Origin of the sequence: Rhizobium sp. 25PS6, assembly GCF_032464655.1 — a bacterium.
In the GTDB taxonomy this organism is placed as follows: domain Bacteria; phylum Pseudomonadota; class Alphaproteobacteria; order Rhizobiales; family Rhizobiaceae; genus Rhizobium; species Rhizobium laguerreae.
In genome coordinates, this window is the sequence record NZ_JAWDIV010000035.1 from 15,967 (window position 1) to 30,310 (window position 14,344).

General features: G+C 62.0%; 13 protein-coding genes. 3 read left to right on the plus strand and 10 right to left on the minus strand.

The window, feature by feature from the left end:
* Positions 1 to 514: 514 nt before the first annotated feature.
* The 8 genes from RWK44_RS33550 to RWK44_RS33585 form a co-directional block, all read right to left on the minus strand.
* A complete protein-coding gene (locus RWK44_RS33550; RefSeq protein WP_131663667.1) occupies positions 515 to 1,486 on the minus strand; it encodes a DMT family transporter in 972 nt (323 codons plus the stop codon).
* Between the two features lie 403 nt (positions 1,487 to 1,889).
* Positions 1,890 to 2,492 (minus strand): hypothetical protein, encoded by a 603-nt coding sequence (locus RWK44_RS33555; protein ID WP_316030050.1) that lies wholly within the window; start codon positions 2,490 to 2,492, stop codon positions 1,890 to 1,892.
* A 357-nt stretch (positions 2,493 to 2,849) separates the two neighbouring features.
* Positions 2,850 to 4,082 carry an ABC transporter permease gene (locus tag RWK44_RS33560; protein ID WP_316030051.1) on the minus strand — a complete coding sequence of 411 codons (1,233 nt, stop codon included), beginning with the start codon at positions 4,080 to 4,082 and terminating at the stop codon, positions 2,850 to 2,852.
* 4 nt (positions 4,083 to 4,086) lie between these two features.
* Positions 4,087 to 5,226, minus strand: coding sequence for an ABC transporter permease (locus RWK44_RS33565; RefSeq protein WP_316030052.1), 1,140 nt, complete (start codon positions 5,224 to 5,226; stop codon positions 4,087 to 4,089).
* Positions 5,223 to 5,927, minus strand: coding sequence for an ABC transporter ATP-binding protein (locus tag RWK44_RS33570; protein ID WP_316030053.1), 705 nt, complete (start codon positions 5,925 to 5,927; stop codon positions 5,223 to 5,225). Before RWK44_RS33570 ends, RWK44_RS33565 begins: the two co-directional genes overlap by 4 nt.
* Positions 5,924 to 7,156, minus strand: coding sequence for an efflux RND transporter periplasmic adaptor subunit (locus RWK44_RS33575; RefSeq protein WP_316030054.1), 1,233 nt, complete (start codon positions 7,154 to 7,156; stop codon positions 5,924 to 5,926). Before RWK44_RS33575 ends, RWK44_RS33570 begins: the two co-directional genes overlap by 4 nt.
* 318 nt (positions 7,157 to 7,474) lie before the next feature.
* Entirely contained in the window at positions 7,475 to 8,548 is a 1,074-nt protein-coding gene (locus tag RWK44_RS33580) for a helix-turn-helix domain-containing protein (RefSeq protein ID WP_221944077.1), read from the minus strand.
* 243 nt (positions 8,549 to 8,791) lie between these two features.
* Positions 8,792 to 9,772, minus strand: coding sequence for an SDR family oxidoreductase (locus RWK44_RS33585; RefSeq protein WP_131663673.1), 981 nt, complete (start codon positions 9,770 to 9,772; stop codon positions 8,792 to 8,794).
* 266 nt (positions 9,773 to 10,038) lie between these two features.
* On the opposite strand from RWK44_RS33585, the gene RWK44_RS33590 reads away from it, so the two are divergent.
* A complete protein-coding gene (locus RWK44_RS33590; protein ID WP_165504409.1) occupies positions 10,039 to 10,215 on the plus strand; it encodes a hypothetical protein in 177 nt (58 codons plus the stop codon).
* An 8-nt stretch (positions 10,216 to 10,223) separates the two neighbouring features.
* Entirely contained in the window at positions 10,224 to 10,598 is a 375-nt protein-coding gene (locus RWK44_RS33595; RefSeq protein ID WP_221944082.1) for a VOC family protein, read from the plus strand.
* 95 nt (positions 10,599 to 10,693) lie between these two features.
* Here RWK44_RS33595 and RWK44_RS33600 read toward each other — a convergent pair whose 3' ends face one another.
* Positions 10,694 to 11,275 (minus strand): dienelactone hydrolase family protein, encoded by a 582-nt coding sequence (locus RWK44_RS33600; RefSeq protein WP_316030055.1) that lies wholly within the window; start codon positions 11,273 to 11,275, stop codon positions 10,694 to 10,696.
* Between the two features lie 182 nt (positions 11,276 to 11,457).
* Between RWK44_RS33600 and RWK44_RS33605 the strand changes: the two genes are divergently transcribed.
* Complete coding sequence (locus tag RWK44_RS33605; RefSeq protein WP_168284881.1) at positions 11,458 to 12,093, plus strand: cysteine hydrolase family protein; 636 nt, start codon at positions 11,458 to 11,460, stop codon at positions 12,091 to 12,093.
* Positions 12,094 to 12,293: 200 nt separating this feature from the next.
* Here RWK44_RS33605 and RWK44_RS33610 read toward each other — a convergent pair whose 3' ends face one another.
* A complete protein-coding gene (locus tag RWK44_RS33610; RefSeq protein WP_131663677.1) occupies positions 12,294 to 14,282 on the minus strand; it encodes a primary-amine oxidase in 1,989 nt (662 codons plus the stop codon).
* Positions 14,283 to 14,344 lie beyond the last annotated feature (62 nt).

A 14,344-nucleotide genomic window follows, 5' to 3' on the forward strand; every position in this document is an offset into this window, starting at 1 on the left:
GTTGCCCTATTCGTCGGATCGCTAATGTCGCCGCCGGGATCGACCAGGATCGGCCGATCGGATGCGGCGGGGGCAACCGGCCACGGCAAGAAGGCGATAAGATGTTGGCAATGCGGCAGCGGGCGGGTTCGCGCGCCTCATTCCACAGGCAATCGCCTGGTGTGACAAAAGTTACAACTTGCGCCGAGAAATCCGCGACTTCGAGGTGAATAAATCGCGGCGTGTTTGCGCGAGGCACATGGCGCCTCCGTCTGTGCGCCGTGTGATTCTTGCCTTCGCTTGCGCTCAGGGGTGAGGAGCGCCAGCGACGAACGCCTTGAACGTAAGCGAAAGGCGCACTCCAAGGTGAAACCTACCCCTCGCCCTCAAAGCCGAGGTCAGCGGCAACCATGTCGCAGCGATGGGGAGACCTCGGGCCCTACAGCGCCGCGCGTCTTTTCAGACGCGCAAAGGACGCTGTAGCACTTTGAATGGCTGCATAATTTTATCCTTAAATCGATCCCGATTTAAGGAATTATGCAGTAGCCGCTTCGGCCTTGATCTTCGGCTTCAGCAGGATGATGAGAAGCAAGCCGGCGATGATGAGTGCCGCGCCTTCGAGGTGATAGCGTTGCAACTGCTCGCCGAGGATCAGATAGGCGAGCACGGCTATGAAGATGGTCTGAATGTAGAGGAGGACGCCCGCCCGAGCCGCGCCCAGTGCCTCGATGCTGCGATTGAAGAGGTAGTACATGACCGCCCCGCCGGGGATCGCGACATAGGCGAGCGCGATGAGCCCGCTGCTGTTGAGCGTCGAGCGCTCGTCTGAGAATAGCTCGAACAGGTAGAAGGGCAGCGCCGTCAGCACCGCAGCACCGAGCAGCAGCACCAGGAGCGCAAGGCGATTCATGTCGAATTTCGCGCGGCGGAGCAGGACGGTATAAAGACTGAAACAGAACGCGCCGGCGACGATCCACAGTTCACCCGGGTTGAAGTCGAGCCGCATCAGCGCGGCCGGACTGCCCTTGATGATGATGACCACGATCCCGAGAAAGGCCAGGATCGATCCGATCACCTGCCAGCGTCCCATCGGCTCGGCCAGCATCAAACGGGCAAGGATCATGGTGATGATCGGGATCAGGGCGATGATGATGCCGGCAGTGGTGGCATCGGCATGTTCGAGGCCGACAAAAATCATGCCCTGGCAGATCGCCAGTCCCACCCCGCCAATGAGAAGCAGTTCGAGCGGGCGAGCCCACATCAGCGCGACCATGTCGCCAAAATGCCGGCGCACGATCGGCATCAGGATCGCGAAGGCGATCAGCACGCGCCAGAAGCAGAGCGCCCAGGGCGGCATCTCGGTAGAAACCCATTTCGCCGCGATATAGACGCCGGCCGACAGCAGCCAGCAGAGAACGCCTACGGAATAGGCGGCGGCAAGCGAATTGCCTGCCGCCTGTTCCGTCCCGACCGTGTCGCGATGGACCGCCAAGACATTCATTGCCATGGCTTAGTTATGCCATAGTTTCCGTGGGCTGCACAGATGAGGCGGCGGCGCTCCGCCCGTTGCGAGAACAACAACCCCTGGAGCCGTTCACCTTGGTCCGGAGTCCGCGCCACCGCCGCGCAAGGACAAGCGAAGGATTTCCATTTGCCGCCAGAGCGTGCCTCCGCCCCTTTGCGGCATTTCCGGATGAATAAGCGAATGTCTCCTTCGGGCCGATCACACGGCGCGTCTCCGTGATGATGTAGCCCGGAAACACAGGCCTTTCTATGACCGCGAGCATAAATAAACGCCACACGGCTGCATAGTCTCGATTGCCGGTCACGCGAGGAGCCGCAGGCCGGCCGTCAGCGCGACACCCCAACATCAAGCCTCTGCAACTGACTACTTCACCTTAATCACCCGCTTAAATATCGGCGTCAGGGATGGCAACGAGAGGCGTAATGCCATCACTCCCGTAGATTCGGCTGCCATCTCCTTTGGGCAAACCGACAATAGCAGGCGTAAGAGCCTGGCGAAGCGCGTTTAATCTATTGATGATGTATAGCGCCTGCTCTTTGTTATTCAGGGTCTCGCCATGAACGACTGCATCTAGAAGCTGAAACCCAATGTGATTTTCCCTGTTCAGATAGCTTTGAAGGGGATAGGACGCTTCAACTCTCCTAATAAGATTATCGGAGAAGTGTGGGATGATAGGGTTCTCGCCTTCATGATTGTTCGTGGCGAAAGAAACCACGGCGTGAACCTCACCGGTAAGCCTAAAGATTGAGTAGGCAGCAAGGAGTTTCTGGCGCCTATCAGCTTCAATCGCTGCCGATTTGACTTCCGCAAGCTCCTGACGTTGAACCTCAATCTGAGTACGCAGCAATGCCGCATTCTCGCTTGCTGCTTCTTTAGTGGCTTTGATAGTCCGATTTGCCGCCACGAGAGCCATATACCCTGCCGCGGCTGTCGCTATCGCTGCGGCTGCACTCGCGATTGCACCCCATTCCGCTGCGCCCCAGCCCATCAAACTATCCTCATTGTTTTCGAGATGAAGATATAGGTGGGCAGGTATTCACAATGCAACAGCCTTTCAAAGCAGCCTTGGGATAACGCCAAACTAGGCTTTAGCCACCTCTTCCTGTCCCTGGCGCACGATGATCCTTTCGATACATCGCGTAAAGACCGACACAGGCAGCCGCGAAACCGGAGGCCGTACCGACACAGAGCGCCCGTGAAGCTCCCCAATGGTCGGCAAGGGATTGCGTTGAAGAGGGCATGTGCGGTTGCTATTCGACGGTCAATAATCGCAATGGGCCGATGGCGGACGGATGGGTCGCGGTGATCATTTCACCTACTCGGAGAGTTCTCATACAGCCAGCCTCTACCCCCTCGCCCTCAATGCCGAAGTCAGCGGCAGCCTCGTCGCGGCAAGCGCCGGCAGGGCGCCGCCGATGATGCCGATGGCAAGTCCCAGCAGGCCGGCGGTGAGCGCGACGTCGGCGGTGACGTCGAGCTGGAAGGCCATTTTGGTATTGTTGGCGCCCATCGTGCTTGCCTGCCAGCCGCTGAAGGCGAGCCAGGAGGCGAGGATGCCGAGTGCGGCTCCCGCGACCGAGAGAGCCACGGCCTCGACCCAGGTGGCGGCGAAGGCCGGCAGGCGGCCGAAGCCGATGAGGCGCAGCGTGGCGACCTCGACGGTGCGGTCGGAAACCGAGCTCATCATCGTATTCAAAGCCCCCGCCGTCGCACCCACCGCCATCAGCAGCGCCAGCGGCCAGCCGAACAGGCGGATGAGGCTGCTGGTGCGCTCGGATTGCGCGGCATAGAGATCGGCCTCGGAGACGGCGGCGAGCGGCACGCCGGGAAGTACCGAGAGATGCTCGCGCAGCGCCGCCAGCGTCCCCGCGTAATCGGCCGCCCCTGAAAGCCGCACGCGCAGGCTCTGCACCTGTCCTTGCCGGTCGAAGGCCGATTGCACCGCCTCCAGATCCGCCCAGATCTCGGATTCGAAGGCGCTGCCGCCAGAGGTGAAATGCCCGACGACCGTCCAGTCCACCGCACCGAGCCGCACCCTGTCGCCGATGGCGAAGCCGGAGAATTCATCGGCGATGCGGGCGCCGACGACAATCTCGCGGGCGCCCGGCGAAAACAGCCGCCCTTGGGACAGCGCGGCGCGGTCGCGCAGGCCGGGCCCGGCCGGGTCCATGCCCCGCAGCGACAGCGTCTGGTCCGCACCGTCGCTTGCCCTGATGACATCGACGGGAACGACGATTTCGCGCGACAGCGCCAGGCCGCCGACGGGCGCCAAGCCGCCCGCGGCATTGCGCGCCACGCCGATATCGCCGGTCATGGCGGTCAGGCTGCGGATCGTCTCGGCCGGCACATCGGAACCGGTCTCCTGGTTGGTGCCGCCGCCGAGAATGACGGCGATGCCTGATGAACCCGCGCCTTGAAGGGTCGCCTCGAAGCCCCTGGCCATGGCGAGAAAACCCGCAAGCACCGCCACCACGAGCGCGACCGACAGCACCATCGACAGCGAGATCGCGAGCCGCCGCGGCAGGCTGCCGAGATTGACTCTGATCATGAGAAAGATCTGCTTGAGCGCTGATGACATTGGATTATCTCGATCTGAAGGCGTTGATGATGGGCAGGCGCATGGCGTTGACGGCAGGCAGCAAGCCGGTCAGGAGGCCGAGGGCGGCGATGATGGCGACGGATTTCGCCAGCACGGATGAGGTGAAGGCGAGGCCGAATTCCGGCCCGGCAAACAGCGTCGCGAGCTTGGCGAGAACGAGCCCGCCCGCCCCGCCGACGGCGAAGACGAACAGTGTCTCGCCGAGGATCAACGCAATGATCCGCCCCCTGGAAAAGCCGAGCACCTTCATGACGCCGATCTCGAAGCTGCGCTCCCTCACGGCAAAGAGCATGGTGTTGACCACGATCATCAGGATCGTCACGAAGGCGGCGCCGACGACGAGGCTGACGATCAGGCCGACATCGGCGAATTGCCGCAAGAAAGCCTCGAGGAACTGCTTTTCCGATTGAGTGCGCGTCAGTGCCGCCGAATTGGCAAACAGCGCGTCGATCCTTGCCGCCAGCACGCCGGATGAAACGCCCGGTCGCGGTCGCACCACGAAGCCATCGACTGTATCCTTGCCGCGGGCGCGCGCCGCATTGACGGCATCATAGCGGGCGATCATGAAATAGGTGTCGGTGCTGGCGTCGGCCCCTTCGAAGATGCCGGCGATCTCAAAACTCCAGTTGCGGCTGCCGTCTTCCCTTGTCAGGTGGCTGGTGACCCCGATGCGCCGGCCGACCGACCAGCCCTGCGCCTCCGCCAGCGCCCGGCCGACCAGCACCCGGTCACGGCCCTGTTCCAGCGCTGATATCAGCTGCGGCGTCAGCCCGAGCTCGTCGCCATTGGCCGCGGCGATCAATCGTGGATCGACCGCGCTCGTCATCACGACATTCTTCTCGACATCGACGAAGCCCCGCATGCGCGTCATGTAGGCGACGGCGGCGACATCGCTATCGGCGGCGATCCTGTTGAGATAGGTAAGCGGCAGCGGCTGCGCCCGCCCCGATCTGTTGAAGACGCCGAGCAGCGTATCGCTCGCCCCGGCCGCCCCTTGCGAGCCGCTGAGGAAGCTCGCCGTCAGCCCATAGATCAGGAAGGCGACGCCGACCGAGAACATCAGAAGCGTCGCCCTGAGCGGCTTGCGCCAGGCATTGCGGCGCATCAGCTGGAAGAAGGTCATTGGGCCGACCTTTCCTGCTCGACGAATTCGCCCTTGTTGAGATGCAGCGTGCGCCGGGCAAAGGAAGCCGCCTTGGGATCATGCGTCACCATAATGATGGTCTTCCGCAGTTCTTGATTAAGAAAGCCGAGCATCTCCAGGATATCGTTTGCAGACTTCCGGTCGAGATCGCCGGTCGGTTCGTCGCAGAGCAAGAGATCGGGGTCGCCGACGATGGCGCGAGCGATGCCGACGCGCTGCTGCTGCCCGCCGGACATGCTGGATGGAAACTGCCGCTGCCGCCCGGAGAGCCCGACCAGATCCATCACGGTCTCGACGCGCGCCCGCCGCTCCTTGCGCTTGAGCGGTTTCAACAGCAGCGGCAGCTCGATATTCTCGCCCGCATTCAGCATCGGCAGCAAATTGTAGAACTGGAAGACGATGCCCATGCTGTGTGCCCGGCAGGCGGCTCTGGCGCCTTCGCCCATCTGCTCGAGATGGCTGCGGCCGATCCTGATCTCCCCTCCGTCGGGGCTGTCGATGCCGCCGAGCATGTTGAGCAGCGTCGATTTCCCCGAACCCGACGGGCCCATGACGGCGACGAAATCGCCGCGTGCTATGGAAAGGTCGAGCCCGGAAAAGATCGGGATCGTCTCCGAGCCGATCCTGAATGCCTTCCTGACGCCGCGAAGCGCGATATAGGGTTCTTGAGTGTCGGTCATCGCTCTGCTCCTTGCTGATGGTCTCTGCTATCCCCGGCCTCACCCACCAGAAGGCGGATGCGCGCGGCCATGGCGGGGCGCATGTCTGACGGCGGCGAGGAGAGCGACAGGCGAAGCGTCACCGTCCCCTTTTCCCGCGAAATCATCGGTGCGATCTTCGATACTTCGACCGCAAAGGGCCGGTCGGGAAAGCCGTCGAGCACCGCCTCGCCACGCAAGCCTGGCCGCATCAAGGCGATATTCGCCTCGGCCACATCGGCATCGATAACCATGTTCGCCATGTCGGCAATCGCAAGCAGGCTTTCATTCTCCCGGACGCTGTCCTCTCTCGACAGCACGGTGTCGCCGACATGTGCGGTAAGCCGCGTGACGGTGCCTGATATCGGCGCCCGGACGGTCAGCGCTTCCACGTGCTCGCGCGCCCTGTCGATATCGAGATCGGCGTTGGCCACGTCCTGCCGTGCCTGCAGGGCGGCATTCTCGGCAGTGTCGAACGCCGTCTTCGCCTCCTCCAGCGTCTGCGCCGACATCGCATCGCGCCCGGCCAGCCGCTCGGTGCGCGTGAGGGAAGACCGCGCCTGCGCCAATTCAATAGTCTTCGCCGCCAGCGCCAACTCCGCCGATTGCCGGGCGATCTCGGCGCCTTGAAGCGCAAAGCCGGCGCCGGCATCATCGAGCCGCACCAGCACCTGCCCCGATACGACCCTGTCGCCCGCCTCGACTTCGACGGCAACGATCCGGCCCACATATTTGGAGAAGATGGTGGCGATATCGGGGGCCACGACGTAGCCGGAGCCGGTGACTTCCCGGGACGGCAACCCCCTCTCCGCTGGGTTATTGGAGGGCAGAGGCCGAATCGGACCGGCGGCGGGCACGTCGGTTCCATGGACGGATATTGCGGCCTCGTCCTTGCCTATGAGTCCCGCAAGCACAGTCTCGATGCGCTCCAGCGTTTCGGGCCGATAGAGAGGCACCACCGCCAGCGATGCCGTCGCGGCAAGGGCCAGCATTGCTCCGGGGATCACATGCCGCCGGACACGGGGCTCCGGCGGCTCTGTCTTGAAGGGCGCAGGCTCGATCGAAAGTGATCTCAGCTTGGCGGCAAGGTCTCGATCATGTTCTGATGTCGTGTTCATGCCGCCAGAATGACCAACGGCAGCAAAACCGCGACCTCGAACGCGTTTCTGACAGTCCTCGATCGCGATTGTGTACTTGGCGCGGCAAGGCACCTGGGATCAGCCCTCATGGTAAGGAGGCCCGAAGGGTCGTCTCGGACCACGAGGGCGGGAGGGCTCTGCACCAACGGCAACATCCGCATTGTTAGAGCGACGCGGTGGCCAGCCCCGTCCTTCGAGGCCCCTGCGGGGCACCTCAGGATGAGGCTGGAGAGAGGTGGCGGCTTGGAATGCGGCCGGGGCCTCCTCCCACGATCTGAGATACACCGATCACTCCGCGCGGCAATTAGCCCTCATGGTGAGGAGGCCCGAGGGGCCGTCTCGAACCACGAGGGCGGGTGATTGCGTAGGCGGGAGCTGAGAGGACGTACCTCAGGACGAAGCCGAAGAGACGCCTGATCCGCCCTTCCTCTCACGCCAGGCAAGCGGCGTCATATCCGTCACGCGGCGGAATTCGCGGTTGAAGTTGGACTTGGTCTGGAAGCCGACCTCGAACATTACCTCGGTCACCGATTTCTGGCTCGCGGCAAGCAGCCGGCAGGCCTCGCCGATCCTGTAGTCATTGACATATTGCGAGACGTTCTTGTCCATCGCCCGGTTGATCGCCGCCGAGATCTGGCGGGCGGGAATGCCGGCCTTGCGGGCCAGCCGGTCGAGATTGAGATTGGCATCGCGATAGAGCTTTTTTGCCTCCATCAGCGCATCGACCGTGGCGATCGTCTCCTTGTCTTCGGTCGTTTCGGACTTCAGCACCGCCTCCACCGTCTCGGCCGGCGCCCGGCTTCGGCTGGCGGCGGCTGCCGCAATGCCGAGGATGACGAGAACCGCGAGATTGCTGACGCTGATCAGCGTCAGCGCATACTCGCCATGCGCCCATGTGAAATCGAAAAAAACGAAAATATCGACCGAGGCCGACAGGCACAGCGCCGCCGCCGCAAAGATGATGGCCCGATAGGCCGGCACCGCTCCCTCGAAGGGCGCAAGCCGAAGCGCATCCGCGCCCGGCCGCATCAGAAGCAGGATCGCCATGGTATAACCGACGAAAACAAGCACCAGCGCGAGATCGATCGCCTCCCGCCGGAACACCATCAAAAGCAGGATGACCGCGGCGGGCACCGCATGCAGTGCAATGCGCGTCGGCAACGGCCGCCGGCTCGCCCTCACCAACCTGGAAACCCCGGCATAGGCAAGCGGCGGCACCATCGCCGCGGTGACAGGCATGATCACGCCCACCGCCTGCACCCCGTAGCCCCAGCGCAGGCCGGAGAGGACGGATTGCAGCACGGCGAGCAGGATCAGTGCCAGAAACGGCAGACTGGGCTGCGCCTCCTCGTCGCGCCTGAGGACGGTGACGAAGAGGATGAGCAGCAGCAGGGCAACGACGAAAGGAAGCGGAATGAACAGCATGGCCTGATAGGATCGGAGTGGCGAATGGATGGCCATCATTGCCGAGATCCTCAGCCGGCGCGACCTCCATCATGTTTTAGGACGTGTTTTAGGCTGGGATTTTTTGTGAGCGATATGCCGTGCCATCCCTCATCCGACGCTCCGGGACCGCCGTACAGATTCTGCGTCGAGGGCAAGTGGCGACGATCATTGTGGCGAACTGTGCGCCAATTGGCATTCGGCAAATGGCGCGCCGATAGGCGAGGATCATAAATGCCCTGCACGCGCTCTACGAGGAACTGCCTAGCCGAGAGCGCTTTGTGCTGCGCAAATCCGATCGACCAAAGCATCGAGATCGCCCCTTGGCGGACGGTTCTTGGCCAGGCGCTGCTTGAGATGCATGATCGGCTCCGCCAGAATTTCATCAAGGCTCTCGGCGCAGGTGAAGTCGCCCGCCACGCTTTTAACCTTTGAATTGTCAAAGATCGCCGACCATGCCTTGTCGCCCCGCAGCGGGCCAACCCACTCCGGATTGTACCGGACCAGGGTGTCCGTCGGCACGTGTACGATCCTGGCCTCCACATCAAGCAATCTGGCGATCGTCTTTTGAATATCGTTCCAGATGTAGGCGCGATCGGAGGTGATGTGGAAGATCTCGTTCAACGCCGCCGGCTTGCCGAAAAGCCCGACAAAGGGCACCGCGAAATCAACCGAGCGGGTCAGTGTCCAGGGCGTGTGGCCATCGCCGGCTACGATAGTGGGCTCGCCGTCCAGCATGCGTCTCGCCATGACATCGCTGTCGCCCATCATGATCGGCAGGCCGGTGCGAACAGTGTGACTGGGACGGACGATGGTCCAGGCGAGATTCTCGGAATTCTTGAGCAGCGTCTCGCAGGCAATCTTGTCCTGGCTATAGCGCCAGTAGGGGTTGATCGCCGGTGTCTGCTCGGTAATTACATAATGGCGCGGCGGCTTTTCATAGACCGAAGCCGAAGAGATGAAGATGTACTGGCCGCAGTGCCCGGCAAACACATCGATGTCACGCGCGACTTGATCGGGCGTAAAGGCAATGAACTGGCACACGACGTCATAATTGGCCTTGGCCAAGTCCGCATAGGCGGTCGCCGCGAGATCGCCGACGATCGAGGTAACCCCCGCAGGCAATGGGTCGCCTCTCAAACTGCGGTTATAGACGCTGACATCGTGGCCCTGAACCACGGCGCGCTCGACGCATGGATATGAAATCTGGCCGGTACCGCCAACGAAAAGGATTTTCAAAGCCATGTGAAGGACCTCGGTGTCGGATGTAGCGGGGATATGCGGTCAGTCTTCATAGCGCGAAAGAAATCGGTCGTCTCCTGCAAAACACGTGCACCGGCTCACGTCGTTTGGATCGACCTGTCGCGTAAACCAGCGTGGTGGCAGTCCGCATAAACCGATCGGACGACGTGAGGTTCGGCCGCAACCAGCCATTGCCGATACCGCAAAGATCTCTATCTCAAGCCAATAATGCCCCTTCTGTTTGAGATCAGCACAAGACGGAGGCTTTCTTGAAAGATTATCTGCCCTATGCAGCCGGGGTGCTGGCAGGATTGTTGGTCGCCTTCCTCATGTCTGGCCTGTTGGCTTTGACGGAGACACCGCAGCTCATGCTTTTCGGATTGCTGCCGGCCGTCGGTGGCGCGCTCGTCGAACGCGTTTGCCGTCGCCGGCCCAACAATTCTTGAAGGATTCCATGGCAAGGCTGAAAGAAATCGTCATCGATTGCGACATTCCCTCGCGTGTCGCCCGGTTCTGGGCGGAGGCGCTCGAAGGCTACGACGTGATGCCATATGACGACGACGAACTGGCCCGCCTTGCCGCTCTCGGATTGACACCCGAGACTGACCCGACCGTGATGGTCGAAGGCCCCGGAACCCGCCTTTGCTTCCAACTTCGCCAGGGGGAACGGCCCGCCCGCAACCGACTGCATCTCGATATTGCCATCCCCGATCGGGCCAGGGAGGTAGAACGGCTCTTATCCCTCGGAGCGAGCTTCGTCCGGGAAGCGGATGGCTACACGGTCTTGAATGATCCCGAAGGCAACAATTTCTGCGTAGTGTCGGAATAGTCCGCTCCGCGCCGAAGCCGCGCTGCAGGATGAACGGCATCTATCTCAGGACGGCTATACCGGAGCCAAACCGGATCTCCCGCGGAATGTCTGGATCAGACGCGATTCAGGAATTCGAGCACGCGGAGGGTGAGCAGCGCGGTCGCATCCGCGTCATAGGACGGCAGCGAGCTGTCGGCGAAGTAGTGCTGATCGCCTGGGTACAGGAAAAGCTCCGCGCCCTCGACCTTCTCCACGATCTCGCGGGCGGCGTCGATGTCGCCCTCGCCGACAAAAATCGGATCGTTGTCCATGCCGTGGATCTGCACCGGAACGCCGTCCGGCCAGGGTCCGAAGGCCCACTCGCCGCTGATCGGCACGCAGGAGTAGAAGAGCAGAGCCCCGCGGGCGCCGGGCCGCGTCTGCGCCAGCTTCTGCGCCGGCAGCACACCGAAGGAGAACCCGGCATAGACGAGCCCGGCAGGCAATTCGTCGGCGAGGCGCACGCCGCGCTCCCGCATGGCGTCGAATCCGATCTCGCCGATATAGGCGATCCCCGCTTCGATGCTTGGGAACGTGCGCCCGTCAAACAGATCAGGCGTGTGCACGATGTGACCGGCTGCCCTGATATCGTCGGCAAACGAACGCACACCCGGGGTCAGCCCCTGCGCGTGATGGAACAAAAGGATCTCAGCCATAAGAAGCCTCCGGGCGGGACGGTCGGGCGCATCGCCACTCTACAGCGTCGCCGCTTCGCCGGAAAGACGTCAGTCGCGGACCAAGCCGCCGACAATGTCCGCCTCGCCCCGGAAACGGTCACCTTCTGCTTGCCGGACGCAATTCATCTCCTCTACATAAGCAGGAAAAGAGGAGGCCGAGCATGCATTCCATCAAACACCCCGGCAAGACGATCGGCGATTTCTGCCGGCCGGATCAAATGGCTCTCGTCGTCTATGACATGCAGGTCGGCATCATGCGGCAAATGCCTGACGGCGCCGGCATCACCGCCCGTGTCCTGTCGATTCTGACCGCCGCGCGGGCATCGAACTTTCCCGTCATCTTCATGCGGCACATGTCGATGCCGCTCGCTCTGATGGGCGCCTTCCAGCGCCGTCAGGCCATGGCCTGGCAAAGGATCGACGATCCGGCCGCCATCAAGCCCTGGTTTCTCAGAGGAAGCGAAGGCTTCGAGATCGTGCCCGAACTTCAGCCGCGCTACGACGAGGCGGTGATCGACAAGATTACCTTTTCGGCTTTCGAAGGCACGCCTTTGTCGATCATTCTGCGCGATCTGGGTCTGACCAGCTTCGCCATTTGCGGCGTCGCCACCGAAATCGGCATCGAGCCGACGGTTCGCCACGGTGCGGACCTCGGGCTCGTGCCGCTCGTCATCAGCGACGCCTGCGGCGCCGGGCATGCCGAGGCCGCCGAGCGCTCATTCGCCAACATGGCCTTCATGGGAGATGCGCTGATCTGCCAGTCGGCCGATTTCATCGCAGCAGCCCGGCAGAGCTGACGCTCTCCCGACCTGCCGTGTGGGGCTTCGCGGCGAACGCGCGCGCACCCTTGGGTCAGCCCCTGTGTGTGATGAAACAACAAGACCCCAGCCATAGGGAGCCTCCGGGGTGGGACAGTAGGGCACACATTCTGCATCTCTACAGCGCCTCGCCTCGCCGGGAAGACGTCAGCCGCGCGCCAGGCCGCCGAGCATTGCAGCTATGTGTGGCAGCAGGAGCCGTTTCCGGTGTCATCGGCCGAACGCTGCAGGCGATTGTCGACGCTCTGGCTGTTTCCTTCCGGCGGCAGGTCCATGGCGATGTTGGAAGCGAAGAAGCCGTTCGGTTTCAGCGTGAAACCGGCATATTCCACCGGCATGATCGGAAAATCCTCGGGCTTGCAGACATGGGTATGGCCGAAGGAATGCCACAACACGACATCGGCATTCTCGATTTCGCGGTTCTGCTTGACATAACCCGGCAGGCCGTCGCCGCCGGCATGCACGTTCGGATAATCGCCGCTCGCATATTTTTCCCTGGCATCGAAGGCCGTGACCCAGATGTGTTTCTTGGCGAAGCCACCGCGCTGGGCAACGGTCGAATCCGGCTGGGCAAGCATGACCGGCGACGGCATGACGACAATCTTGTAGCCGGGCGCCTTGCCGACGCTATTCTGGATGTTGGGGTTGGAGACTTTCCAGTAACGGCCGGTCTCGCCATTGGCGAGTGCCGGCGAATCGAGTTCGCGCTTCAGCACCCGGCTCCTGGTATCGAAGACATTGCCATAGGGATTGTCTTCGCCCCAGGGACGCGGCACGAACTCATGCTCGGTCACGGTATTGTCACCACCGTCGACATCCATGTGCAGGCGCGCATTGAAGAAATGCTGGTGGGTCGGACCGCCGAGATTGTCATCGACCATGCCGCCCCATGGATAGGTTTCGCCGGTCGCGACCGCCGCCGTCTGGATGATGCCGGTGAGCTTGGCTTCGAGCTGGATCGTGCCGTCCTGGTAGAGATACCAGTAGAAGCCGTAATCGTAGTTGCCGACGGTTGCGAAGAAGGAGATGACGAGGCGGCGCGAACGGCGCACTTCGAAAATACCGTTGCGGAATTCGTAATGCTTCCAGAGGATGCCGTAATCCTCCTCATGCATGCAGATCGCGTTCTTCATGATGAAGGGCTGGCCGAGATCATCCGCCGCCGGCACGTCGAAATAGTGAATATGGCCGAGGCAGTCGCAGCCGAGTTCGAGGCAATTGGCCAGGCGTCCGAGGCCATATTCGCCAGCATCGAAGGCGCTCTTCCAATAGTGGTTCGCGGTCGGATCGGCATAGGGCACGACCATTTCGGTGACACTGGCGCGAAAGACGACGGGCCGCAGCCTGCCCTGATCCTTGATGCCGAGTTCATGCAGAACGAGGCCTTCGCGCGGGGTGAAACCGACACGGAAACTCCAGTTCTGCCATTCGACTTTCCAGCCGTCGACCGTAAAGCTCGGCCCTTGCGGCTGAACGATATGCAGCGGCGTGAGATCGGGCCGCGGTTCGGGGAAGGCTTCGCGGCCATAATTGCGCTTCTTCCTCGGGACCGGAATGATCTTCTCATCGTCGACGAGATCGACCACTCGGTTGGTGATCAGATCGACCACCGCCACCACGCCCTCGATCGGATGCGCGTAGCCGTTGTCACGGACATCCTCGCGCCAATAGGATACGGCGCGGACGATGCGCTTTCCCTTCTCGAATTCGCGGCCAAAATAGCCCGAGGAAAAAGGATCGATCTGGATAAGCGGAATATCCTCGTCGGTAATGCCGCGCTTCTTGACCGCGGCGATCCAGCGCGGATCGGATTTGACGGTGCCTTCAACGGTTTCGAATTCGCACAGCATGATCGGCGGCTGACCATAGGGCAGTTCATCGAGAGGCAGCCGGATATAGGAGGATACCGTCCCGGCAGTCAGGTCTACGACGCCCTCGAAGGTTTCGCCATTGCTGATGTCGATTGCCAGGATGAAGGCGAGCCGCGGCAGCCTGTCGCCCAGGCGATAGGCGGCAAGATCCGCCTTGGTCGGCTCCTCCAGCCGGGTGATCGGAAAGCGGAAGGTGGCTGCGAGTGTCTGCCTATCCTTGAGTATGGCAACGGCAGAAGCGATCTCGTCGAGGCTCAAAGGATCGAGCGGATGGGTAACTGCGACAACGGCGTCCATTGGTATACCTCTTGTTTTTGGAAGAGACGACGCAACATGGTGCGTCGCAAGCTGCGGTGATC

What these genes read in the sequence shown, in the direction of transcription:
- RWK44_RS33570 (WP_316030053.1), bottom strand. Translation starts at nt 5,927, where the DNA reads ATGACCGACACTCAAGAACCCTATATCGCGCTTCGCGGCGTCAGGAAG.
- RWK44_RS33610 (WP_131663677.1), bottom strand. Translation starts at nt 14,282, where the DNA reads ATGGACGCCGTTGTCGCAGTTACCCATCCGCTCGATCCTTTGAGCCTC.
- RWK44_RS33565 (WP_316030052.1), bottom strand. Translation starts at nt 5,226, where the DNA reads ATGACCTTCTTCCAGCTGATGCGCCGCAATGCCTGGCGCAAGCCGCTC.
- RWK44_RS33595 (WP_221944082.1), top strand. Translation starts at nt 10,224, where the DNA reads ATGGCAAGGCTGAAAGAAATCGTCATCGATTGCGACATTCCCTCGCGT.
- RWK44_RS33600 (WP_316030055.1), bottom strand. Translation starts at nt 11,275, where the DNA reads ATGGCTGAGATCCTTTTGTTCCATCACGCGCAGGGGCTGACCCCGGGT.
- RWK44_RS33550 (WP_131663667.1), bottom strand. Translation starts at nt 1,486, where the DNA reads ATGGCAATGAATGTCTTGGCGGTCCATCGCGACACGGTCGGGACGGAA.
- RWK44_RS33555 (WP_316030050.1), bottom strand. Translation starts at nt 2,492, where the DNA reads ATGGGCTGGGGCGCAGCGGAATGGGGTGCAATCGCGAGTGCAGCCGCA.
- RWK44_RS33560 (WP_316030051.1), bottom strand. Translation starts at nt 4,082, where the DNA reads ATGTCATCAGCGCTCAAGCAGATCTTTCTCATGATCAGAGTCAATCTC.
- RWK44_RS33585 (WP_131663673.1), bottom strand. Translation starts at nt 9,772, where the DNA reads ATGGCTTTGAAAATCCTTTTCGTTGGCGGTACCGGCCAGATTTCATAT.
- RWK44_RS33580 (WP_221944077.1), bottom strand. Translation starts at nt 8,548, where the DNA reads ATGATGGCCATCCATTCGCCACTCCGATCCTATCAGGCCATGCTGTTC.
- RWK44_RS33605 (WP_168284881.1), top strand. Translation starts at nt 11,458, where the DNA reads ATGCATTCCATCAAACACCCCGGCAAGACGATCGGCGATTTCTGCCGG.